The following is a 24,223-nucleotide window of genomic DNA, read 5'->3' on the forward strand; positions in this document are numbered from 1 at the left end:
AAAAAAATCTCCATAAGTTGCCTCCAGCAACTTATGGAGATTTTTTTAAATTTTTCCCCCTTGATTATAGACCAAGATAGATTTTTTCCATTTTTTGAAGTTTGTTACTCAAAAAACAAACATTCCAAGATTCCAAGACCAGAAACAAAATATTCCCAAATTCCTTGATCTTCCGCATTTATAAACGGACAATCTGGAAGAATTTTGTTATATCCGACAACAGTGGAGTTACTCGGGACATCAATTGTAACGACTGCGTTTGCTCCAATCAAAACATTACCACCGATTGTAATAGGGACAAGAACCTTAGCAGCCGCACAAATACAGACATTATTTCCGATTATAGTGTAATCTTCCTTTATCAAAGGATGTCGTCGACCATGCGTAACTTGCTGATAAATACGCCCCCCCCCCTTTTCCAGCCATTGTATTCGTTCGAATTAAAATTCCGTTCAAATCATGTGGAAGAATTGGAGGAGTTTCAAATACCGGTCCCATCCCGAAAACGGGCAATGCACATCCATTCACACGCCTCTCCATTCTTTTAATAAATATTAATAAAAAAGATTGTTTAAGTTTCTTTTACAAGAACATTTTAGTGCAAACTGAAATTTCCAATACATCCTGTAATCCCACCCCATCACTAACATATGCAAAATATTTTTTATCATCGCTTTTTTCTTAAAATGATTGTTTTAAGATTTATCCTCTCCGCAAATTGGGGATAGAATGCAGTATTAACAAAATAAACAAGAATCAGCGAGATGAGAATTGCTAGGAGACTCAGCAGAATTCCCATTACCAAACCATTTGCAGCATTGAACTTGGCATTTAAGCTTATTCCAACAATTATCCCCACAACTCCTGAAAATATATAGCTTCCATAAAGTAAATAAGCAGCTTTCAAGTTTGATTTCAAGCCGAGTTTTACTACGACATAGATTTCCCATAAAAAATTGACAAATAAGTTACTTGAGATTGTACCAATCAGCACACCTATCACGTCTAATTTGAAGAAATAGACTAAAGAAACTGAGATAAGCAAATTAATAATCGATTCAGCAACTGGTTTCCACCTTTCTTCCCAATAAAGACCATAAGCGTTTGTATAATTAATAATACTTACTCTCAAAGTTTGTAAAAGAAAATTAAAAGAAATAAAAAATAAGGGGAGGGAACTGTATATCATATTTTTCCCTAGCCAAATCCTGATGAAAGATGAAGAAAAAGTTGAAAAACCAACTGCACAGACAATTGAGAATAAGCTACATATTGAGAAATATTTGTAAAAAGTATTTATTTTATGTGCTTCTGTCGTTCCCGACTCTTTAAGATTACCAATTGACGCGGTTGCAGAAGAAAGAACCTGAGTCAAAAGAGTTGTCACTCCTGTTAACAAAACCAAGTAATTTGCATACAAAGCCACTGACTCTAATCCGACAAAGATGGACAAAACCAAATTATCAGTACTATTAACAACAATTCCACCGACTTTTGAGGAAATCATACCAACCACATTTTTTTTAAGATAACCGATTGTTTCGGGCTTGATTTTTCCCTTGGACTTCTGCTTCAAATAAGGATACATCTTATTAGAAACATGATTAATTCTAATATTTGAAAGTAAGGTTACAATTGCTTGAATCAGTAAATAAAGATAAAAATTTCTAGTAAAAACTAACAAAATGATTTGAAGAATTTGTCCCGCAATATTAAAACCAGCTAAATTAATCTGATTTAAATAATCACGCTGATCTGCTGTTATCAACGTTCGTTTATAAGTGACAAAATAAGAAAAGGAAAGATTGATAACCGCTAAAATGAAGGCCAATTGGATATTAATTGATAAATTTCCAGCGCCCCCCTTAATCAAATCTTTCACAAAAAAGGAAAGAATTATACCCGCTACAAGCACAAACAGAGCAATCCCCCGGTATAATTTTTTGTAAAGTGTCATAATTGCGGAAACTTGTTCTTCATCTTTCTCCGCCAAGGGGCGATACAAAGAATAAGTGATGGCAAAACCAATTCCAAGTTCAGCAAAATTGAGATAACCTAATAAGTTCGTGAAGAGACTATTTAGCCCAAGTAATTCCACTCCTAAATAATGCAAAAACGCAGCTCGCGAAACAAATTTCATCATAAGCTGTATCATTTGTGCTATAAAACCGACACCAGAATTAATTAGTGTAAACCTTGTTCTAGAATCCCCGCTCAATTTACTTGTCACCTCTTAGTATTTCAACCAATTTTTTTCCTGAGCTTTCTAAACTAAATCTTTTCAAATCTCGCAGTGCTTGTTTTCCTAGTTTTATACGCTCCGCATCATCCTGTAACAATCGTATGAGAGCATCAACAAAAGCTTGCTTATTATCTGGCTCCACTAACACACTATTTGAAGGGGTAGCATACATTGTAATTCCGTCAATTCTACTAGCAAGCAGAACAGCTCCAGATGCCTGAGCTTCCATTCCAGTTAAGCCCCACCCCTCAAGGACAGTAGGCATCAAATAAACTTTCGATTGGCCATAAATTTCCTTCCTAAGCTGTTCAACATCAGCTCTATAAGTAAAATGAACATAATTAGGAAGTTCTTCCTCGTATTTAGAAGCCCCAAAAAGTTCCACTTGTAAGTCAGGAATCACTTTTTTAACTTCTGCAATGATCTCAAGCCCGAATTTTGTTCTTTTTGACAGTTGAAAGTGGCTAAGCAGAGAGATAACGTTCTCCCTTTTCTCAATACTCTCTTCTAACCAAAAATTTTTTTCATCGTAAAAATTAGGAAGAAAAGAAGCATTTTTACCACTTACTTGCGAAACAATTTTCTCCAAACTTTTTGAGATCACAATATTATTAAATCCAAGTTTATACGTATCTTCAAGTGCTTTCTGTGAACGGCCGTAAGCTTCAGCTTCATAATTTTGAATGAAATAATACTTTTTTCCTTTTTCAGATGTTAGGCTTTGTACAAAGTTTGCTGTTGTTGCGGCAGTAGCAAATACAAAATCAGAATCAATAATCTTTCTCGGATTTGAAACTTCAGAAAAAAGTTGAATACTAGGATCTAATTGAGCCCAAGTTACTTCCCTTGAGGGATGAACACGTCTAAATAATCTTTTACTTAAATTAACAATCGCATACTTGGAAGGTTTTAAGATTGTTCGATCTAAAAAAGTAATTGCGACTTTATAGCCATGTGTTGAAAGGTAATTGGCATAATCGTAAACAACTTTATACCCACCAATTGGCACATCCCAATTCTCAGGTAATATAAAGTTCACTCTTTTCTTCTCTTGTAAATTAATCACTTCTCGTTCCTCCAAATACTTAGTTTATCTTTCAATATGACAACCAAGTCGCCAAAATACGCTTTATTAGAAGGATATAATCTTATATTTTTTAAATTTAATAACCATTTTGTTATAGAATTCTTTTTCAGGTAAACTAACCTAATATCAGCATTCTTTTTGTACTTGCACAAGTCGATTTCATCACTGGAATTCATCAGAGCCAGGTATTCACCGATGTGTTCATAAGTTAACTGATATTTTTTTATTCCATTAATTCGATTCTTCACATTTACTGATCCGTAGTGCTTGCTCACTGAACCTAATCCAACATTATGACCTGTAAACCTTCTTTCAGAAAACTTTAAATTCGTGGTATAAAAACCTTCATGGATTGTGGCAAGACAACAAATTATTTGATCATGAGTAGGGATGTTGTACTTTTCTGAAATAGTAAGTATTTCCTCTGACATTCCCTTACTTCTGAATGCTAATGCCATGCCGGCATAGGCAACTTTTTTAACAAATTTTTCTAAAGTCAGCTTCTCCAATTTTTTATCATAGCCTTGAACGTTTTTAAGAATAACGGTATTATTCTCGTCAATAACATCAAAATCGCTGTGTAAAGCTAGCATATTAGGGTTTTCGCGAAAAAATCTTTTAATTTCAGAAACTCTATTGATATTCCACAAATCATCCTGATCACAGAAAATAATAATATCATTTTTATTTTCTCTAATCCCGGTAAGAAAATTGCTGACATAACCAACATTTTCTCGTTGAACTATTTGCCTCATCTTAATGCTGGTCTTATTATTACTAATAAACTCATTAACATATGATTGTGTAGAATCACTGGAACAATCATCAAGAAAAATTATTTCATTTGGCAATTCACTCTGTTGAATGATTGAATTAAGCTGCTGTTCTAGATAATCTTTATTATCATAAGTACTAAAAGAGTTATAAGTTGCCAATAACACTGACACTGACACATCATTTTTCAAAACTGCTTTTTTTACCATATCTTTCTTCAAATGCCTTTCCTATTTCTTGGTGGATTGGAACATACTCTTCACTTTTGACTTCTGAATCATTTAGGCATATTAATTTATGTTTCTGATATTTCAAATCCTGTATCAATGATTCACTTTCACTTCCTAAAGAATAGTATTTTCCAAAAGAGGCCTTGCGTGGAGAAAAGTTCCCTGAACACAGTTGCCAATATCTTACTAACCAATGAGAAATATCCTCCGGAGTCCTAAATCTATGCGAGAACGTTTTTTCAAACATTTTCTTCTCCCTGTCATAAACTTCAGTATAAATATCTTTGTTGTACGATATCGGAGTGTGGTTATCGTAAAAACCTAAAATGGGCTTCCACGGTAACACAAGGATATTTTTCATTAACTCTCTTCCATAAAATAGCTTAAAATATTTCCTCCAATTTTTTTTCAAAACTGAGCGCAAATCGAAATGTTTATTTATAAGCGTGACATCATTTAGGACAATATTGACAATTCCGCCGGGTGTAGGAACAATTGGACTAAACACCCCCGTGTCACGCGGAAGATTCCCGTCAAAAAAATCTTTTGGTTCAACTAAACCGTTAACGAACATATCATCATTAAAACTTACAAAATGCTGACTCAAAGTTGGTATCTTATGTAGATTCAGCTCAATAACATTGGAGTTAAAAGTTGGTAAATATTTTTTATCAATAAAATCTTCATGTTTTATTACTACTAATTTTTCATTATTAGTATCCAGCCATTGTGGTAAATGTCCTTCTGTTACAAAAAAAATTTTATGTACCCACGGCGCATTCTCTTCAACTGCTCTAAACCAGTATTTCAAAATATCCCAATTCCGAAAATTCTTTTCGCCATTCATTTCTGAAAAGGTGTCTGAATAAAAATGATTGTACTTATTTATCCACTTTATATCTGCACTGTCCACCCATGTAATTACAAAATCTATAAACAAAATTTTAACTCCTTAAAACTATATAATTCTATTATTCATGTTCTCATCTTAAAAAGTTTTCCAAAATTTGAGAAGTATACGGAGAGGTGTCTGCATACCTTGAATACAGAAAATAACAAAATACAATTACTCCTAGGAGCCCGCCTATAAACCTTATAGTTTTTCTTTCACTAACAGGAAATAACTTTAGCGTAAGCGGCATAGCAATAATTAATATAAACTCTAAAACAAATCCAGTTCTAAATATTGTTGATTGATATGTCACCGTGGACAATATTGGAAGACTAATAGCAGTTAATACCGCGGAAAGCGAAAGCAATTGTATCATCCCATCCTCAGTTTGAGCGTAGAGACTTTTATGGTCTCTAGACAGATAAAGCGTAAAAAGAAAACTAAATCCAAAAATGAGATACACCAGCATGCGCCGCAAAATAACATTGCTACCTCCTCCTCCGCTAAAAGAACCTAGATGTGTTGATAAGAAAGGCATATAACTTGCAATACTATATAGCAAAGAAAAAGTGACTCTTCCAAAAGCAAGGGAGAAAACCGTTAAAAAGGTGGCGAAAAATAGAAGAAGTGAATAATTGACATTTGGCTTACGTCGGATGATAAAAACTATTAGGAAAATAAGTACTCCCATCAATGCTATTGTATGAAAAGAGTAAGCAAAAAATTGAAATATAAAATATCCTATATAATTTTTCTCAAGTAAATACACAATCGCTAAAAGCAAAAGTGACATTGAGATGGATTGCCTCATTAAATTTATTCCAATTATATAGAAACCTGTATAATAAATAAACATGCAACTTGTTACAGAAACCTGATATTTTTTAGAAATCTTTTTTGCGCTTACAAACACAAAATACGAGATTAGAAGTTGAATTACGAACATCAGCCAATGCGGGTCACTTGTAAATCGAGAAACAAAAAATACTAGGCAATTATATCCGAATTCTGTATGATAAACAGCTCCAAACATTGAGAAATAATAGGTACTAAAGCTGTACATAAAGTTATTAAAATCTACGTAATTTGAAAATGTCCCTGCAAATCCAAGATGCGGAATTACATACGAAGTTAAATCAACTCCAACTGTCAAATCTCGAATACCAGCTACAATTACGGGAGGCAAAAGAGCAAGTAAAGAAAAAAAGTGAAAAAGCACTCCTTTTTTAAGTATTTTTGAAGCAAAGCCAAATAATACTAAAGATAAAAAGATTGAACCTGCATATACCACTAATACTACCCTTTCTTCAACAATTTTTATAGATAAAAAGTTTATCTAAATAATTCCATCATAGGATCTCAACAATCAATAACTGAAAATAATCTGGATTACTTCTATGTTATTTGAGTTTTAAAATCCCTTGCTCAGGCTTTTTCATATAATTTATTTAAAGCGAATGCATGCTCTTGGAAGGTAGGCAGTCTAACCTCAAAAGTCCCTTTTTTAGTTAGAGCTATTGCATTATTAACAAAAGTAACTAGCTTTCCCTCCTCAAAAACAAAAGATTCAGGAATTAATTCTTTGGAACCGACATTGTCACTAACAAAGACAGGACACTGATATGATAATGCTTCTAACTCTAAAAATCCAAATGTTTCTTTCCACCTGCTAGGAATTATCAGCAATTGAAGATTTTTAAAAACTTTATCCCTCCCACCTGAAGAGAATCTTTTTTTATTTACTACATTCGCTGGTAAAGGAACATCAATATTCTCGCCATATATTTCAAACTGCATGCTCTTATCTGCGCAGTTTTCAGCTAACACAATAAAATCATAAAATCCCTTAAAGCTAGCGTACTGACCAATATAGGTAATCTTTTTAATTTTACTCATATCTAACACAATTTGCCTTTTCCCACCTAAAATTGTTGAATTGGTGATATTAATGACTTCACCGCTAATAGGCTTTGATATATTTCTCTCGAATACTTGCTTAGCTGTATTGCTGCTGAAATGAAAAACGTTTATTAAATTGAAAATGCTTTGATAATATTCTCTCAAATCTTTAAAATCTTTTCTTGTTTCACTTGAAAAGTCCTCATTGTTTTTCAGAAAATAATAGCTTTCTTTTTGAAACGAACTTCTTTTAAATTTTTTTATCTTGTCTCTTAATTTTGCATAAAAAGATAACTGAACAACTTTGAGCTTTTTCGTTGACATTGCTCCTTGGCTAACATTCAACCAATAATTCAAAGTATTTTCTTTGTCCCAGGATTTATTATTGAAGTAAAATGTTGGGTTAGGAGACAATCCGAAATAATCATGTGTTGTATAGACTATTTTTATCCTCTTTTCAGAAGCTGCTTCAAAAAATTCTTTATGGATTCCCATCAGTGAATGAATATGAATGATGTCAGGTTTAAATTCGTTTAGTAAATTTTCGTATACTGAGCAGTCAACGCTTCTTAAAAACTTTTCTGGTTCTTTAATTCCCCCAAAAACTGCTAAAGGTAAAGAATTAATGATTTCAAAGGAAGCCACTCCATCAATTCTGGGAACATTTTGTTTTATTCTGACAGATGAATTAAAAAAATCTAACCTGCCAGGAAAAAGATATGCGACCTCGTGCTTCTGATTCACTTGCTCGCTCAGCAGATCCATCACATATTGAATCAATCCGCCAGTTCTTTCCGGAGGGTATCCTAAACCATAGTGTAAAATGCGCATATTTATTCTTCAAACACTTTCTCGTACTCAGTCACGATATATTTCCAAGAAAAATACTGTTGCACTCTACTTTTCGCTTTCGCTTCCAACTCAGAATAATTTCCAAACTCCACATTATTAATCAAACCAGAAAAATCCCCCCTCTTCTTCGTCCAATACAAAGCCCCTTCTTCTGCCACTTCCCGATTGAAACCGACATCCAGCAGAAGATTTAACTTAGTTGAGCCCAGAGCCTCAATCAAACTCGGATTCGTTCCGCCAACCTCATGACCATGGAAATAAGCAAATGCATTTTCACGAATTTTCTTAAGAAGTTCCCGGTCATAGACCGTTCCGACAAATTTGACCCGCGGATCTTTATCAAATCCTGTGGCTTGACGCAGTTTTTCGTAAAACTTGTTTTTCTCAACATTCGTGATTAAAACAAAATCTTTTTTTGAATCTGACGCCATAAACTCGCGCATCATTGTCTCGTAATTGTTTTCTGGGACGAAACGTCCAACAACCAGATAATAATCATCTGGAGCGACCCCATTTTCCTGATACCATTGAATTAATTTTTCATCATCATCTGAAAGCCGGCTTGGCGTCATATCCGCACCATAAGCAATATAGGCCGTTTTCGGCTGATATTGTTTGTAAGAATCTTGAATATATTTTTCAATATTCTTACTATCGCAAATCAGCAGGTCTGCATGCTTAACCATCAGTTTTTCAGAGTATTTCCAATATTTTTTGACAGGAGCACTCCATTTCGCCCTCAGCCATTCATGACCATCCGGATTCACCATGAGCGTGATGCCGAGTTTTTTCATTTTTGTCCGATATCGACCGATGAAAGGTCCGATTCGACAAGCCAGGATATAAATAATTGCATTTTCATAATGATTTTTCTCAATCTGCCTGAGCGAATATTTCAATGCGCTAAGGTCATAAAAAATGGCATTAGCTGGACCGAGCGGCTGTTTTTTGATTGTAAAACAATCCGCCTGATTGTAGAAAAAATTTTCTTTTTTTTCTTCAGCAAGACAAGCTACATGATAATGAAGATTAGGATTCACCCGCCCTTTGGTTAATTCTTCAACGAAAGTTTCAAAACCGCCGTATTTTGCAGGGATGCCCTTGGAGCCTATAATAAATACATGCTTTTCAGTTACCAATAACATTTCCTTTCTCTAAAACAAGCCAAAAACTTTCTTTTTCAGCTCCCGCGGCTCCTCAATCACCACCGTCTGATCGTTAATAATCGCCAAAGCGTTCTGATTCAGCCTATCGGCCAGCCTTTGACCGTACCTGTCAGCGATAACTTCAAAGGCACGCGCCATTTTCGAAGAACGGCTGGTGACATTGTGCGCATCTGAAGCAATCGTATGCACCAGATTCATCTTAAACAAGATCTCCGCATTCTCTTTGAACTTGCTGCCGAAGTTCCCGGTGATGCAGGAAGCCGTGACTTGCGTGAGTGCACCTTGTTCGACAAAGTTGAGTAATTTATCGGGATTACGCATGATGTCAAGATTGCGCTCTGGGTGGACAATGATTGGTGTAACCCCATTCAGCTGCATCTGATAAATCAGACTTTCCGCATAAAGCGGGACATCATTTGAGTCAAACTCAAGCAGCATATAGCGGGTGCGATTGGCGACCGTCAGAAGATGACCGCCTTCCAAGGCTTCAATCAGCTCGCCGAAAATATGTACTTCCATTGAGGGAAAAATCTTTATCGGCAGATGATAATCGCGGCAAAGTTGATTCACAAGATTCACACGTTCAAAGACGGTCTGCGGCGTCGTATGAAAGGTCGGGTCAAAGTGCGGCGTGGCATTGATCCTTGTCACGCCTTCCTGAGCAAACTTTTTCAGCATCTCAAGCGTCAAGCCGGGCTCAGTCGGTCCATCGTCTATTCCGGGTAAGAGATGGCAATGCAAATCGATAATATTACGCATGATTAGTATGTCTCCCTACTTACAAAAATTTGAACCACAGTTTCCCATAACAGATATAAATCATAGCGAATACAGCGGAGTCGCAGATATTCAAGTTCCATATCCGCCCGTTCCGGAAAACAAACCTTATTGCGCCCATGGGTCGTCCAATAGCCCGACAATCCCGGCCGAGCGATTTCCAGATAAGGCAGTCGGTCGCCGTATTCACCTAATTCAATCTCTAAGATTGGACGCGGGCCGATTAGTGCCATCTCGCCAATGAAAACATTGAAAAACTGCGGCAGCTCGTCAATAGAGAATTTCCGCAGAAAACGTCCGAGACGCGTCACACGAGGATCATCTTCTAATTTATTTCCGTTTTCCTGATATCGCTCAAAAAGCTCCGGATCACTTAAAAGTAAATCCTCAGCGCCTACAATCATGGTACGGAATTTATAAATCTGGAAGGTTTTACCAAATTGGCCATAACGTTTCTGTTTATAAAACATCGGGCCGCGATTTTTTCCGAGCTTGTATGGAATGAAAAGAACAATCACAAAAACTAAGCAAAAAAGTAAACCGACTAAGGAACCAATAATATCCATCATACGTTTGATGAAAATCTGCCAGCGCGAGAGCGGGCGTACTTCAACTAGATTTTCATCTAGGAGACGCTGAATATATGGATTATGTGATTGCGGACGATCTGGCGTCATCTTTTCCATAACAGTAATTCGATCCTTTTCATTCTTTTTATTCCTCTGCGTAGTAATAGGAGTAGTAATAATCACTTTCTTCAGTTTCAATTGAGTTCATGACTGAACCGATGATATTCGCATGAACTTGTTCCAGAAGTTTCCGGGCTTTCAAAAGTGCACGCTTATCCGTCTTCTTGCTGCGCGCAACAACCAGCACGCCATCAACATAACGGCTAATAACTTGACCATCTGTCACCGTAAGAATCGGCGGCGAATCAATAATGATGTTATCAAAGATTCCATAAAGCGTCTGCATGATTTCCGCCATATTGCCCGAGCCAAGCAGCTCTGACGGGTTTGGCGGGATAGGTCCGGAAGTAATAACATAAAGATGAGGAATAGCTTCCACTTTTTGAACCACTTGACTGGCTGTGTTTTTCCCCGTCAGAATATTTGTCATCCCAGCAGCATTCGGCACGTTAAATGCGCGCTGCCCCGTCGGACTGCGCAAATCACAGTCAAGATAGAGCGTATTGCGCCCCGTCTGTGCATAAACAACCGCAAGATTCGCCGCTGTCGTCGTCTTTCCCTCTCCAGGACCCGCAGAAGCAACCAGTATACTACGGATTTCATGATCACGAGATGAAAATTCAATATTTGTACGAAGCGTACGATAACGCTCTGCAACAATCGAACTCGGATCCATGATTACATGGTTTTTCCAATTATTAGCAGACGAAGCAACATTTTTCTGACTTTTTTTTGCCATTATCTTCTCCTCCTATTATTTTTACCATTTCTACCCGAAGACTTCGATGCCAAAGTCGTTCCACTCCCTATACTATTACTCCCCTCAATAAGAGGGACGATACCGAGCAGCGGTTTGCCTAGAATCCGTTCCATATCTTCTTCTGAGTTGATTGTGTTATCCATGAGTTCAAAGAGTAGAGCTAAGCCACAACCAATCAAAAAACCAGCCAAAAGAGATACAACTAGATACAACTTTTTATTTGGGCCCACTTGCAATGGGTCCGAGGCAGATGGTAAAGCATTGACATTTGCAACATTCATTCGCTCCGGTGCATCTTTACTAATCACATTTGCAATCTCATCCACAATTTTTTTAGCTAAATTAGCATTTTGATTTTGAACATTGATATTGATAAAAAATGAATTCGTCGCACTCGAAGCCGTGACACTTTGCTGAAGCGCTTCGACACTTTCGTTCAAGTTAAGATTTTTTTGAACCTGCTCTAAAACAAATGAGCTGACAATGAATTGATTAATTGTATTAACCAGCAGAACATTACCTGATGCAGCACCAACGTTTGTCCCGTTCCCAGTGTCTGTCTCCGGCAGCTTAACAACCAATTGCGTTGAAGCCTGATAAACCGGCTTTGCAACAAAAAATGTATAAGCAGCACCGATTGCAGTTGTTAAAACAACAAAAAAAACAATGAGCTTAATCCGCTTTCGGAGTATACCGAATAATTCTCGGATATTTATTGAATTTTCTTCAACTTCGTTCATTTTCATTCCTTTTTTCTAAAATAGACATCTAATCAGTACTAATCATTATAACATAATATAATCAATTTTTCTAAAGTAAAGAAAGAAAAAATTGAGATTCTTAGAATTTGTAATCGTAATCTTAAGTTACAAATAATTCGTCACACCAAGTATCAAAATACCATTACATAAAAATATATCCATCGGCTATCATCCTGTTTCGCTTTTAAAATCCTATTAATCACGCATTATTCATTTTCTCCCTTGTGACTCACTTTCAATATTTTTGCAATTTCTTCAGCTGTGGGAAGTTTGTTAAAGTATACAGTTTTTTTTGCAGAGATTTTCACTTCCCATCTTCCGCTATTTGCGCCCCATCGTTTGTTATCATTACCATTTCCGAGATTGTGATAACAAATAAAAATCTCTTCTTTTTCCTGCCCCACTTTTACAAAGCCGCCGGTATACAGAAAGTCCGACCAGTCTGACCAGCCATTCATTACCAGCTCATAGCCTTTAGATATAACCTCATCCTGGAGTTTTTCATTCTCCGTACGCGTTAATTTTTCAAGTCTATCGGCATCGGGAATCGTCAGATTTTTAGCAAAGGGCAGTTTAGATCCATGATAGAGTGTGTGGCTCTCTCCGCCCATGATACTTGTCACTTTCCAGTTCGGTGCCTGATAAGCAACTAACACCCTTTTCTCATCAGCAAATACAGATATCTCAATTCTTGTACCGAATTTAATCCGCGCAGATTCGCTACCAAGATTCTCAAAAAGATCATTTTCATTTTCCACATATCCGCGCTGAGTGATCGTGCGGATCAGACTTCCGATTGTCCCGGGGGAATTTGAAATGGAATACGAGTTATCTGATTTATCGGCCCGACGTCTCAACCAGCCTTTATTAGAATTTATCTCTATTTTAGTCTCACCCCTTTCTCATTTCGACGACAGCAGACTTCAAAGCCCAGTTCGTTTTTTTCGTGTTTCCATGAAAAAAACGGCCGAAAAAAGTAATATACTCCTTGAAGCAGAGTCTCTCGCAAATCTTAAGTATACAGAAACTGCTATTGTTGTATTATACCTCCTCTCCCGCATATTTGTCAAGCGTAATGTGATAGTGCGTGAAAATTTAAGTTTTCCGATAAATGAAAAGTGACAGCAGTGAATAAACTTTTTCACCTTGTTTATTCTCATCATCAGGCTATATTCGATATTCAGCCAGTTCTGCCGAAATTTAATCAAACACTGGCATTACTTTCCAATATCTTCGTCATTTCAACCGTTAATAGAAGTTGGTCAAAATACAGCGTTCCTTTCGATGAAATTTCGCCGCGAAAATCTTCATTATTAAGCAGCTTTATTTTTCAGAGTAGACTTTCTGTACAAGAAAAGAAAAAATAACCCCGAACATTTTCCCAAAAATCCGAAAATCATGGTATAATTTTAAAAACAGCTTTTAGATTGAGGTTATTTATGTACTCAGATGAAGAAACTGAGAATGGACATTCTGCCTATTCCCGGACTAACAGTAACCGCCGGCGTATCAAAGTAAAAAAAAGACGGAAGCATAAAAAAAAGCATCGCGGCTTAAAAATTTTCTTAGGAATTCTTATATTGCTGATTCTGGCCGCTGGTGCTGCGGTCGGAAAAGTCTATTTTGACGCGCGGAATGCGATTTCTCAAACTCAGACATCAGAGTTTAAGACCGCACCGGTTACTTTGTCAAAGACGACTCCTTTCTCAACTCTTATTATCGGGACTTCTTCGGTTGATGGAAAAAAGGTCGTGGCTGCAGCATTGGCGGCTTCGGTAAATCCAAATACGAAAAAGACGACGGTCGTAAACATTGATCCAGTCAAAGTTCTGCCGGACGGCTCAACGATTCTTCAAACCTATCAGTCCGGCGGCGGCACGGCTTTGCAGGATAAAATGCAGGCGCTGCTCGGTTTGACCTTCAACAAGGTGATTGTATTCAATCTTGATGGTTTGGGCGATTTTGTTGAGGCAACGGGTGGTATTAGCATTCAAAATCCTAAAGCTTTTACTGCGGGCGGGTTTAAGTTTGACCAGGGAAGTTTGAAATTGTCAACGAATGAGCAGGTTAAAGCTTATTTATCGCTGATTGATGCTTCTGATACGACTGCGATGGCAGACCGCCGCCGTAATGTGGCCATGGCTGTTTTCGAAAATATCAGGAAAACGCCTACGCTGCAGAATTATCAAAAGATTCTCAACTCTATTTCTGACAATCTGCAAACTGATTTGAGTTTCTCTGATTTCGTCAAAGTTGCTTTAGACTATCGCAATTCCCTGTCTCTCAATAAAATGAATGTACATTCTACCACTGCTGACGAAAGCGGCACTCAAGTTATCCCTCAGACTGAACTTGACACTGTCAAAGCCCAATTTTTACAGACTTTGAACTAATAATGTAAAAAATCCAAAAAGAAAAACGGCTCAGCTGGCCGCTTTTCTTTTTTTACTTCAATACAATATAATCCGGAACAGCCCGATTGTCTTCACTCGGAAAGAGTGTTTCACCATTTAAGGTCAACTGGCTGGAGCCGCCGCCGTCCATTAAGACCAGGTTCTGCATGTTGAATCCTGATATTGCCTGCAGCAGACCATCATAGCCATAATTTGTATCGGTCACGATTAAATAAATGTTGTTATCCTTGTCATTTCCAATCAGCGAATGCTTTTTCCAGTCGAATGAGCCGTCGCTTGGAACTATCGCGCCGTCTTTCATTATGATACCGCCAAAGCTAAAGCTCATGGCTGCACCTTTTTGAAGGATTTCACTGGCCGGTGTTGAGGAATCATAGGCAGCACAGGTGCCGTCTTTATTAATGACAAATGTTGTTTCGGTGCTGCTGCTCCAGTCTCTGAAGAGTTGTCCGTTATTTATCTGAAAGCTTGCAACAAAGCCCGTGTTCATGTCAAAGCCCGAAGCATTCATGATGGCAGTGTTTGGAAAGCGGGCTACGACATCCGCCATCAGAACCGCCGGAGTTGTAGTTGACACTGCCGTCTTTAGAACTTGCGGATTGTTGGCTTTTATAATTTTAATGCTGCCGTTTGAAAGGTCGGTGAATTTTGTCGTCTGAGTGGCTGACTTGACTTGAACCCACTGAGCGCCTCCAGTATCTTCTGTCAGCTCTGCTGTCCCGGAAGCAACGGGTATCGAACTGCTGGGTTCATAACCATTACTGGACGTTGTCTTGGTCGGGTCCTTTGCAGACAGCGACGTCGTTGTCTCTGTCTTTTTGCTTCCTTTGGTCTGTTTTGTCACCAGCACAAAAACAACAGCTGCCAGTATCACAACAATCAGAGCTGTCAGCAGCACTGGAACAAGTTTCGAGCGTTTCTTCTGATAATGCCTGATTCCATTCTTTCTCATTGCCACATTGTAACAAAAAAATTACTGTTATACAACTAATTCAGATTTAAATGATACTCTTCGAGAATATCCTGAGCATTGGTGACCAGTTTTGCTCCCTCCTGTATCAGGTGATTGCAGCCGTCAGACTTTCCGTCGCTGATGCTGCCCGGGATAGCAAAAACGTCACGCCCTTCTTCTATCGCGCGTTCGGCTGTTATCAGGCTGCCCGACCTCATTTTTGCTTCTGCCACAACAACGCCGCGGCTGAGTCCGGCAATAATCCGATTCCGCTCTGGAAAATGAAATTTTAGAGCCCTTTCACCTGCTCCGTACTCTGTTAAGACTAACTGTTTTTCCATCAAATGTTCCTGCAGTGAGCGATTTTCTTTGGGATAATAGACATTGAGTCCAGTTCCGATGACCGCAATTGTTGCGATATTCTTTTTTACTGCCGCTATATGACTGGCTGTATCAATTCCTCTGGCTAAGCCTGAGACAATGACAAAATTTTGTCCTAATCCTTTGATGAGCTTTTCAACCGATTTGACTCCGGTAATATCACAGTCTCTTGAGCCGACAAATGCAATCTTCGGGTATTTGAGTAAATCTATGTTTCCTTTATAAAACAGTATAGCAGGCGGATTATAGATTTGCCGTAGGTTTTCCGGATAATCTTCATCTAAAATCGATATGCTGGGAAACTTTTGATATTTCCTCTTGATTTCTTTGATTTCCTGGCTCTTATAGCGCTCAATGAAGTCTGCTAGAGAACGTGTCTCTGTAATCTGTCCTGTCTGGCGCAAATTCAATTTTCTGACTTTCGGATGCTGGTGGTAAAACTTTACCAGTTTCAAAATTCCCAAATTACTGATTCCTGCGGACTTATAGCGATAAATTTCAAAGTTTGTCAACATTTCATGCCTCATCATTATTATATTTGGGAGAAATCTGTGTAAATTTCCCCCTTAACTATTTATACGTAAAAATTCTGATTTTGTTTCATAAAATTCATAAAATTGCATATGAAAGGGAAATGTAATATAATAAATTTAAGTAATTATGTCAAATATAAACGAAAATACCTCTAATTTTTTTGAAAACATCCTCGAAAAACCTGAGACGAAACAGCTGGTTTCGGAGATTCAAGTTTTAGCTGCTAATCGCCCGAAAGACGGCGAAAATATCCAGCTGCTTTTGTCAAAAGTTCCTGAACTTTCCACTCAAATGAATATGGTGAGTGAGCACTTAAATTCTTTTGGAAATGTTTTGAATGATATTAAGTCTTCCACTGCCAAGCTCAGACGAAATACTGAGACATTGCAAAGTGAAAGAGATAATCTCCAGCATGAGCTAAAAGAGCTCTCTTCCGGGAACTTTAATGGAGAACACACGCTTGAAAATCTGCCGGCTGGTATCACTCCGGCTTCTTTAGCACAGCCGCACACACTCGCACTTTACATTTCATCAAAAGAAAACAAGCTGAAGCGGATAGAATCAGATTTGCTGCTTCTTCAGCGCAAGCTGAACTCCTCTCACTTGCGTCAAGAGACAATCCAGGTGAAAGTGACCGGATTACAGGACGAATTTTCCAATCTGTCGAATTCTGCGCAGAAAATTGTAGAAGCTTTAAAACAGAGTAAAACTGGCTTAACTGGCTTAACAGACTTAAAAGAAGCTTCACCAGTATCTGCCAATATTGCTGAGAACACGGGGCAAATATCCCCAGTGCAAGTCGATTCTGCCGCCGGCGATGTTCTCCCTGAAGCAAATAATATAGACTTTGACAAGCTAATCCGTCATAATAATGAAGAGCTGGAAAATCTTCTGGCCAACCGCGAATATAATCTATGGAACGCCAAGCTTAAATCTATGGAGAATCAATATGTTGACGACGGAGCCGTGCTGCCCAAATCAAACATTGATGAAACACTGAATCAGACAAAGTCTGCAGCTCAAGCAGAAACTTCATTTTTTGACAGCCGTAAATATAGAGATGAAAGTGAAAACATGTCTTTAACCCAGGCCAGCCGTAATGACATCAACTATTACTCAAGCTCTGCCGAGTTGAACGAAAATCCCAGCAAACTCGATTTAGACTTTGAAAACTGGCTGGACAAAGAAGTGAAGCAGCCAATCATTAAAAACTTTGACCCCGTCATTACAAATGACTAACTCTCGGCATCATAAAAAAGTCCAACTGGGCTTTTTTTCATGTCATAAAAAACGGAAAATGAAAAATCTCCAGATTATATTTTCGTCTACAATCTGGAGATTTATGCTTTTTTATTCTCTTCTAAAACGGTCAAACAAGCCGCGTCTAGACTTCCGACTTTCTGAGTCGGAGTCTGGTTCATCCGCTCCGGTTTCTTCAAACAATGAAGATGAAGACGTCGTGCTGGAACTGGAATGAAGATTCTGCTGAGTCAGACTAATCTCACTATTCATCATCAGGGACAGGGACTCCGAAACCTGCAGCAGGTAATCGCCGGCAGACTCAAAATTGGAGGCCGAGATAGACTGAAATTCTGACTCAGAGATGAAAGCTGATTCGGACAAAATCTCAGACTGCTCTGCTGATATCGCCAGGGAATCTGAATCTGAGTATGAATCTTCTAATGAAGCTAATTCGGATGACCTGACAGAGACTGATTCAGAGGCCAGCCGGGACATTGAGATAGACTCAAGATGCGACAGAGAAATCTGATTCGAGATAATATCTGATAATTCTGCAGAATCCCCTTCTGACAAACTCTCAGAGCTATAAAGCGATTCAGAATCAGATTCGCTTGTTTTAAGGGAAAGGGACATGAATTCAGAATCAGAAGCTGACTCTTCTTCTGATTGCTGATTTGACTCAAACAGGCTCTCCGACAAACTGTCTGAAACTTCTGCACTGAATTGCTCAGATACCGAAACCTCATACGATTCAGACTCACTCGCAGACTCTGAAATCATAGAGACATGCATCGATTCTTCCAGTGACTGGTCATCCAGAGAAGCTTTTACTGATTCAGAGCGGCTCTGATAACGGCTTTCTGACTCTGAGGATGAAAATGACTGATAAGATTCTGATTCGCTTAAACTATTTGAAAATTCTTCGCTTTGCAGCTCGGATAATTCAGTTGACTCGACCTCAGAAAACGAAAAGGATGAGATTTCTAATGACAACTGTTCAGATTCTACAATAATTTGTGATTCCAAAGATTCCTGATCCGACAAGCTCTCACTGTCTTCCTGACTGTTTGAGAGTGACTGGCTCTCGGATAAGCTGTCAGAGTCACTGATGCTTTCACTCTCTGACTCTGATTCCTCTAAAGAGTTCTGCTCGGACAGGCTTTCTGACTCGGAAACCATTTCTGAATTCTCTAAGGAAAGCTGTTCCGACAAGCTTTCAGATTCCGAATCCGAAAGTGACAGCTGTATCTCCTCCGATAAGGCAAGCGAAGCAGACTCGCTCAAAGTTTCACTTTCAAGCAATGAAGCTGATTCAGACAAGCTGTCTGAAATAGACACTGACTCTGATTCAAATTCAGAGAGTTGTTCACTTTCCAAATCCGAGGCTGAGGTCTCAAGACTTTCAAACTCCTCTTCCGCTTGACTTAACGACTCGGAGGCGCTCTGTGATTCTTCGGACAGCGAAATTTCCAATGAAGTTTCTAGCGAATGCTGCATCTCAGATTCGGACTCAGACTCTGAAGCAGACAGGCTTTGCAGCTCGCTGTCGGACGATGAAATTGATTCGAAAATCATCAATGAGTCCGATTCACTTAAACTATCTCTGATTGAGTCTGACTCGGAAATTGATATTGAGAAGCTTTCAGAATCACTGATAGACATAGATTCAGAGAGTTCCTGCGACTCTGAGCCGGATAAAGATTCACTGGTTTCACGCTCAAAATCAGACAGACTCTCTGATTCCTGCAATGACTCAGATTCAGACTCGGATTGCTCAGTAGATTCAAATTCCGACTGTTCAAGTGAAGTACTTTCACTGCTAGACACTGACTCGCTGTCAGACATTTCTGCTGAATCCCGCATTGACTCGCTGGCTGAAAACTCACTCTGACTCAAGCTTTCAGAGACTTCCAAGGAATCAGACTCGGATGCTTCGAGTGACTGCTGTAAAGATTCGCTCTCAAGTTCTTCGCTCAATAGCTGACTCTCTGACACACTGTCTGAGTCACTGATACTTGTACTTTCAGACTCTGATTCTTCCAGAGAATTTTGCTCGGATAAACTGTCTGAGTCACTGATACTTGTACTCTCGGACTCTGATTCTTCCAGAGAATTTTGCTCGGATAAACTGTCTGAAGCGCTGATACTTGTACTCTCGGACTCTGATTCTTCCAGAGAATTTTGCTCGGATAAACTGTCTGAGTCACTGATACTTGTACTTTCAGACTCTGATTCTTCTAGAGAAATCTGCGCGGACAAACTGTCTGAGCTGCTGATACTCATACTCTCAGACTCTGATTCTTCTAGAGAATTTTGCTCGGACAAACTGTCTGATTCACTGATGCTTCGACTCTCGGATTCTGATTTTTCTAGAGAAATTTGCTCAAATAAACTGTCTGAGCCGCTGATACTCATGCTCTCAGACTCTGAAGCTGAATCACTTTCAATTTCTGAAACGAACATGGACTCTGAATCCATTTCTGAATCAATCGTACTTGTCTCTAAAGAATTCTCCGTAGAAAGTGACAATTCTTCGCTCTTCTGCTCACTGAAAAATTGTGACTCATGTTCTGATTCTGATTTTAATAAGCTTAAGGAATTCTCAATATAAATTTCTGTTGAAGTTGATTGTGAGAGACTTGTCTCAATCCCTCTGCTCAAGCTAGCTGAATTTTCTACTGAATTTTCCTCAGACTCTTGTAAAAGACTAATTTCTTCAGAAGCAATTGCAGAGACTTCAAACGATTCCTGTAATGACGAGGACTCAAACTCTGAATTCAAAATCTGCAGTTCAATTTCTTGTGATTCAGCTTCTGATAAAAGAATTTCAGCACTTATTTCTTCTGAATTTGCCTCAGAATCTTCCTCGCTAGCTTGCAGTGACTGGCTCTTAAGCGTACTGTTTAATGTTGAGAGTGAATTTGATAAAGCAACGGAGATTTCCTCTTGTGACAAACTTTCACTCATAGAAAATGATTCCACAATACTTTCAGACTCAAGCAGCGAAACCGCCGTTAAAATCGAATCAGACGAAGACAGGTACATCGACTCTGACAATTCAAAAGATTCAGTTAAAACTGATTCACTGATAAGCTGACTCTGGAAATCTGAAATCGAGCAGGAACCGCTGGCAACAGCTGATGTGAAATTGGACTCGCTCAACGACTGTTTGTCCGACAGTGTTTCAGACGTCATCAAACTTTCCGATTCGGAGAGACTGGCAAGAATTCCTATAGAATACGATAAGGAGTTATCCTCAGAAATACTGATTGATTCTAATACTGCTTGAGAATCAGCCTCTGACTGCCTCTCGGACAGCTTGATAAAATGCGCCAAAGAGTAGGAATCGCTCAAAGAAGCTGAATAAGATTCTGCGATTTTTTCACGTTCAATATCAGAATTCAAAGCAGAATCTGACAGTGAAGATGAAGTTTCCAAATTTGCCCGTTCAGAGTCAGACTCAAATCTGCTGGTCATAAATGACATTTGATAGTAGTCAGACTCAAATCCTGACATTGAAATTGAATCCTGCAAACTTTTTTGCTCAATAAGTGAATCTGCTTCAAATGCCCGAATGACTTCTACATCATTCTCCCGCTCTGATAAGCTCTCAGAAACTTGTAAACTGATTTCAGCCTGGTTTGCCAAGTCCGATAAAGACTGGTCCAACGATTCACTGTTCGAAAAGATTAGGCTCTGCAGACCAGATGCTGACAGAGACTCTGAAGTTTTGCGGTTCACTGTATGAGCCTCAAACGCAGAGATACTTAAAGATTCTGAGTATTGCTCGGAAAGACTCTCGTTTTCCATAGCTTCAAACATGAGTTGCTCGGATTCACTGACCGATGCGTAATCAGATACAGAAGCCTGCTCAGACTGAACCATAGAAACTTGTAATGACTGCCATTTATCCACGGACTCAGATTGGGATTCAGAAGCTAAGACTGAGCCCAGCTGCGAGCCTGATTCACTGAGTGAAGCGGAGGCGGAAACTGAGCCGAAATTACTTAAAGAAAGTGAATGAGCGGTCAAACTCGTATCATTTTCCAATTGTGAATCAGCCAGAGATTCAAGCTCTGATAATGATTCACTCTTATTGACAGCCGAAATTTCACTTTCATAAAGCGAGGCGGATAATTCCTCTGAAGTCATCTCAGTACTTTGGTCAAGATTCGCATTCATGCTCTGCTGTTCACTTTCCTGCTCAGAAACAGAAGCTGATTCGGATTGTGAGGCAGAAGCTTTCAGAGAATTCGACAAGTCAAGAGAAAGAGCCTGTTCCTGAATTCCAGAATTCTCAGAAATTTCAGCGGACTTAATCTCTGATATTCCTGCAGAATAAGACTGGCTGGAAGAAACAGAATCTGAAAGCTGCAATGATTGCTCGGATAAAACTTCCGGATTTTCAGAATAACTCTGCACAGTTTCTGATTCCTGCAGACTCTCCTTAAGACTTTCTGAATCATACAGACTTTCCTCAAGACTTTGTGAATCAAAAATAGAGTCATTTTCTGACAGTTCAGTCAAAACTTTTAGATTTTCTGAGTTCTCTAATGACTCAAATTCATCAAATTCGGTCTCTGGAGGTGTAACTTTTAATTCGGCAAATTCGATATCATCATCAAGAGTATCGGGTTCAAAGTTTCCGAAATCTTCACGGTTTTCCGGCTGTTGACCAGCCCTTTCCCAAATTGTTTCATCATCATGGTCAAACACAAAATCAGTTGTTTCGTCCAGGAGCAGACGGCGCAATTCTTGAGTTTCTGTCTGTTTATAATTTTCTTTTTCAGCCGCTTCAGTTTCGAATTCAGGCCCGTGCACTTCTTCTCCTAGCTCCACATGTCGCAATGCTGTTAAAGGGTCATTGTCATCCAAATCAGGATTCGGCATAAATTCATTAAATTGCTGAAGAGGGTTGTGAACTCTTGAAGATTTCTTCGGTTTCCGCTCCCTTGCCGTTTCTGACTCAGGAACGTCGTCACCCCTGTCATATCCGTCCCGTCCCCACAAACTAACAGACTCAGAATGAGATTCTGAAAAAGCCTTGTAGCGGTCATTTACACGATTTAAGCGTTCCTTTGCCGATAAAGCAGATGATTGAGAGGACGACAAAGAGGGCTCCTCTGGAGAACCCTTTTTACGCTTACCGTTTTTACTGGTCCCGTTCTGATAACCTTTTTTGAGATTCGCTCCGTAGAGATCTTCTTCCATCTACGCTCCTAATATATGTGAAACGTCAATAACATTTCTTCCCTCAGTGGGCAAATTTTTCTGAACACTGAAGCGTCCACAATTATCTTATTTTATCATATTTTTTACTTATAATCACGTGAAAAGATAATCTGGAAAATTAATCTGTTTCACCTTTCTTTTCAGCCTCGTCTGAAAACTCATCCGGGAAAAGAGGAGAGCGCAAGCGATACCATGTATAAATGTGTGTGATAACGACTTTGCATGTTGCATAAACCGGGATGCCGAGGAAAACTCCCCAAACGCCGAAGAAAGAGCCGGCTGTCAGCAGAATGAACAGAATCGTAATCGGATGAATCTTCATCTGCGAGCCGATAACCAGCGGCTGAATAAACCGTCCCTCAATTGTCTGCTCAATAACAAAGACAACCAAGACTTTCAGCAGCATGAAAGGACTGACCATGACTCCGACAGTTATCGCCAAAATAAAGGCCAGAAACGAGCCCAGATAAGGAATCAGATTGAAAATCCCAGCCACAATTGCAATCACCATCGCATAGGGCAGGCCAATAACATTCAAACCAATCCCGAACATAATCATCACCGCAAGCGCAACAATCACCTCACCGCGGATAAAGCTGGACAACTGAGTATTGATTTTGGTCAAAAGCGTGAAAATGTCTTTACGCCAAGACGTTGGCAGAAATTTCGTGATATAAGGCGCAATCCCCCTGCCGTCGCGCAGCAGATAAAACAGGATAAACGGGAAGATAATGATATCAATCACAATTCCAGTAGCTGTTGTAATGAAGCCGCCCACACCCGAAACTGCCGTTGCATAGAAGCCTTGGACAAAGTCCAGAGCCGAATCGCCGATTTTCTTTACAATTGCATCCACGTCAATGTTAAAATTGGACAGATTGTAGTTTTTGATGAACGCACGCCCCTGTTTCTCCGCAGCATTCAAATAGGTCGGGAAATGCTTTATAAAGCTCTCTGCAGCCTCCGTCACCGCAGGAATTACCACGGCCAGCGCCCACACCAGAAGACCCGCCAAAAGTGCGAAGAGCAGTGCAATTGTAGCGGTTCTGGGAACCTTGTGCTTCTGCGCAAAATCGACAATCGGATTTAACAAATAATAGAAAATGGCCGCCAGCACAATCGGCAGGAGAATGATTCCTAAAAATTGCAGAATCGGCTTAAAGATAAAATTAACTTTGTAGAGCAAGAAAACATTCAGCAGCAGTAAAAGCAAACCAAGTAAAAAAGTAATGGCCTTATTGTCGACAAACCAACGGAAAAACCAGGAGAGACTGAAATGCTTTTCGTTATTTTCTTGCTCGTTCATGCTCTAATTATATCACACCAGTGGCGGGAAGTT

20 protein-coding genes are annotated in these 24,223 nt (G+C 39.0%); 3 read left to right on the forward strand and 17 right to left on the reverse strand.

The features are described 5' to 3' along the window. Positions 1 to 104: 104 nt before the first annotated feature. The 13 genes from ACYQ2E_RS00005 to ACYQ2E_RS00065 all read right to left on the reverse strand — a co-directional run bounded on the left by ACYQ2E_RS00005 (position 105) and on the right by ACYQ2E_RS00065 (position 12,887). Positions 105 to 365, reverse strand: coding sequence for a hypothetical protein (locus ACYQ2E_RS00005; RefSeq protein WP_460015992.1), 261 nt, complete (start codon positions 363 to 365; stop codon positions 105 to 107). A 302-nt stretch (positions 366 to 667) separates the two neighbouring features. Then, complete coding sequence (locus ACYQ2E_RS00010; RefSeq protein ID WP_460015993.1) at positions 668 to 2,143, reverse strand: lipopolysaccharide biosynthesis protein; 1,476 nt, start codon at positions 2,141 to 2,143, stop codon at positions 668 to 670. A 76-nt stretch (positions 2,144 to 2,219) separates the two neighbouring features. After that, on the reverse strand, positions 2,220 to 3,308 hold the full coding sequence (locus ACYQ2E_RS00015) for a glycosyltransferase family 4 protein (protein ID WP_460015994.1): 1,089 nt from the start codon (positions 3,306 to 3,308) through the stop codon (positions 2,220 to 2,222). Continuing rightward, positions 3,305 to 4,324: a glycosyltransferase gene (locus tag ACYQ2E_RS00020; protein WP_460015995.1), complete on the reverse strand. Its 1,020-nt coding sequence runs from the start codon at positions 4,322 to 4,324 to the stop codon at positions 3,305 to 3,307. Before ACYQ2E_RS00020 ends, ACYQ2E_RS00015 begins: the two co-directional genes overlap by 4 nt. Continuing rightward, entirely contained in the window at positions 4,284 to 5,273 is a 990-nt protein-coding gene (locus ACYQ2E_RS00025; RefSeq protein WP_460015996.1) for a stealth conserved region 3 domain-containing protein, read from the reverse strand. Before ACYQ2E_RS00025 ends, ACYQ2E_RS00020 begins: the two co-directional genes overlap by 41 nt. Positions 5,274 to 5,316: 43 nt before the next feature. Beyond that, positions 5,317 to 6,516, reverse strand: coding sequence for an EpsG family protein (locus ACYQ2E_RS00030; protein ID WP_460015997.1), 1,200 nt, complete (start codon positions 6,514 to 6,516; stop codon positions 5,317 to 5,319). A 134-nt stretch (positions 6,517 to 6,650) separates the two neighbouring features. Then, positions 6,651 to 7,955 (reverse strand): glycosyltransferase, encoded by a 1,305-nt coding sequence (locus ACYQ2E_RS00035; protein WP_460015998.1) that lies wholly within the window; start codon positions 7,953 to 7,955, stop codon positions 6,651 to 6,653. 2 nt (positions 7,956 to 7,957) lie between these two features. Further along, positions 7,958 to 9,115: a beta 1-4 rhamnosyltransferase Cps2T gene (gene cps2T / locus ACYQ2E_RS00040; protein ID WP_460015999.1), complete on the reverse strand. Its 1,158-nt coding sequence runs from the start codon at positions 9,113 to 9,115 to the stop codon at positions 7,958 to 7,960. A gap of 15 nt (positions 9,116 to 9,130) precedes the next feature. Beyond that, entirely contained in the window at positions 9,131 to 9,901 is a 771-nt protein-coding gene (locus tag ACYQ2E_RS00045; RefSeq protein WP_460016000.1) for a tyrosine-protein phosphatase, read from the reverse strand. A gap of 2 nt (positions 9,902 to 9,903) precedes the next feature. Continuing rightward, entirely contained in the window at positions 9,904 to 10,596 is a 693-nt protein-coding gene (locus ACYQ2E_RS00050) for a sugar transferase (RefSeq protein ID WP_460016001.1), read from the reverse strand. Positions 10,597 to 10,633: 37 nt separating this feature from the next. Continuing rightward, positions 10,634 to 11,347 (reverse strand): CpsD/CapB family tyrosine-protein kinase, encoded by a 714-nt coding sequence (locus tag ACYQ2E_RS00055; RefSeq protein ID WP_460016002.1) that lies wholly within the window; start codon positions 11,345 to 11,347, stop codon positions 10,634 to 10,636. Beyond that, positions 11,347 to 12,108 carry a Wzz/FepE/Etk N-terminal domain-containing protein gene (locus ACYQ2E_RS00060; RefSeq protein ID WP_460016003.1) on the reverse strand — a complete coding sequence of 254 codons (762 nt, stop codon included), beginning with the start codon at positions 12,106 to 12,108 and terminating at the stop codon, positions 11,347 to 11,349. The genes ACYQ2E_RS00055 and ACYQ2E_RS00060 overlap by 1 nt, the downstream gene beginning before the upstream one ends. A 227-nt stretch (positions 12,109 to 12,335) precedes the next feature. Further along, a complete protein-coding gene (locus tag ACYQ2E_RS00065) occupies positions 12,336 to 12,887 on the reverse strand; it encodes a hypothetical protein (protein ID WP_460016004.1) in 552 nt (183 codons plus the stop codon). Positions 12,888 to 12,945: 58 nt separating this feature from the next. On the opposite strand from ACYQ2E_RS00065, the gene ACYQ2E_RS00070 reads away from it, so the two are divergent. Further along, positions 12,946 to 13,251: a hypothetical protein gene (locus ACYQ2E_RS00070; protein ID WP_460016005.1), complete on the forward strand. Its 306-nt coding sequence runs from the start codon at positions 12,946 to 12,948 to the stop codon at positions 13,249 to 13,251. Positions 13,252 to 13,568: 317 nt separating this feature from the next. Further along, on the forward strand, positions 13,569 to 14,522 hold the full coding sequence (locus ACYQ2E_RS00075; protein WP_460016006.1) for an LCP family protein: 954 nt from the start codon (positions 13,569 to 13,571) through the stop codon (positions 14,520 to 14,522). Between the two features lie 52 nt (positions 14,523 to 14,574). On the opposite strand, the gene ACYQ2E_RS00080 is transcribed toward ACYQ2E_RS00075, so the two are convergent. Continuing rightward, entirely contained in the window at positions 14,575 to 15,495 is a 921-nt protein-coding gene (locus tag ACYQ2E_RS00080) for a phosphodiester glycosidase family protein (RefSeq protein WP_460016007.1), read from the reverse strand. A gap of 35 nt (positions 15,496 to 15,530) precedes the next feature. Further along, positions 15,531 to 16,388, reverse strand: a complete 858-nt coding sequence (dprA, locus tag ACYQ2E_RS00085; protein WP_460016268.1) for a DNA-processing protein DprA — start codon at positions 16,386 to 16,388, stop codon at positions 15,531 to 15,533. 148 nt (positions 16,389 to 16,536) lie between these two features. On the opposite strand from dprA, the gene ACYQ2E_RS00090 reads away from it, so the two are divergent. After that, positions 16,537 to 17,649, forward strand: coding sequence for a hypothetical protein (locus ACYQ2E_RS00090; RefSeq protein ID WP_460016008.1), 1,113 nt, complete (start codon positions 16,537 to 16,539; stop codon positions 17,647 to 17,649). A 111-nt stretch (positions 17,650 to 17,760) separates the two neighbouring features. Here the strand turns inward: ACYQ2E_RS00090 and ACYQ2E_RS00095 are convergent, their stop codons facing one another. Together ACYQ2E_RS00095 and ACYQ2E_RS00100 are read right to left on the reverse strand one after the other, a co-directional pair. Further along, positions 17,761 to 22,863 (reverse strand): accessory Sec-dependent LPXTG-anchored adhesin, encoded by a 5,103-nt coding sequence (locus ACYQ2E_RS00095; RefSeq protein ID WP_460016009.1) that lies wholly within the window; start codon positions 22,861 to 22,863, stop codon positions 17,761 to 17,763. Between the two features lie 139 nt (positions 22,864 to 23,002). After that, positions 23,003 to 24,190, reverse strand: coding sequence for an AI-2E family transporter (locus ACYQ2E_RS00100; protein WP_460016010.1), 1,188 nt, complete (start codon positions 24,188 to 24,190; stop codon positions 23,003 to 23,005). Positions 24,191 to 24,223: the final 33 nt, after the last annotated feature.

It is taken from the genome of Lactovum odontotermitis (assembly GCF_054658595.1).

What these genes read in the sequence shown, in the direction of transcription:
- ACYQ2E_RS00090 (WP_460016008.1), top strand. Translation starts at nt 16,537, where the DNA reads ATGTCAAATATAAACGAAAATACCTCTAATTTTTTTGAAAACATCCTC.
- ACYQ2E_RS00075 (WP_460016006.1), top strand. Translation starts at nt 13,569, where the DNA reads ATGTACTCAGATGAAGAAACTGAGAATGGACATTCTGCCTATTCCCGG.
- ACYQ2E_RS00070 (WP_460016005.1), top strand. Translation starts at nt 12,946, where the DNA reads ATGGAATACGAGTTATCTGATTTATCGGCCCGACGTCTCAACCAGCCT.
- ACYQ2E_RS00055 (WP_460016002.1), bottom strand. Translation starts at nt 11,347, where the DNA reads ATGGCAAAAAAAAGTCAGAAAAATGTTGCTTCGTCTGCTAATAATTGG.
- ACYQ2E_RS00060 (WP_460016003.1), bottom strand. Translation starts at nt 12,108, where the DNA reads ATGAACGAAGTTGAAGAAAATTCAATAAATATCCGAGAATTATTCGGT.
- ACYQ2E_RS00080 (WP_460016007.1), bottom strand. Translation starts at nt 15,495, where the DNA reads ATGAGAAAGAATGGAATCAGGCATTATCAGAAGAAACGCTCGAAACTT.
- ACYQ2E_RS00050 (WP_460016001.1), bottom strand. Translation starts at nt 10,596, where the DNA reads ATGACGCCAGATCGTCCGCAATCACATAATCCATATATTCAGCGTCTC.
- ACYQ2E_RS00035 (WP_460015998.1), bottom strand. Translation starts at nt 7,955, where the DNA reads ATGCGCATTTTACACTATGGTTTAGGATACCCTCCGGAAAGAACTGGC.
- ACYQ2E_RS00045 (WP_460016000.1), bottom strand. Translation starts at nt 9,901, where the DNA reads ATGCGTAATATTATCGATTTGCATTGCCATCTCTTACCCGGAATAGAC.
- ACYQ2E_RS00095 (WP_460016009.1), bottom strand. Translation starts at nt 22,863, where the DNA reads ATGGAAGAAGATCTCTACGGAGCGAATCTCAAAAAAGGTTATCAGAAC.
- ACYQ2E_RS00100 (WP_460016010.1), bottom strand. Translation starts at nt 24,190, where the DNA reads ATGAACGAGCAAGAAAATAACGAAAAGCATTTCAGTCTCTCCTGGTTT.
- ACYQ2E_RS00010 (WP_460015993.1), bottom strand. Translation starts at nt 2,143, where the DNA reads ATGATGAAATTTGTTTCGCGAGCTGCGTTTTTGCATTATTTAGGAGTG.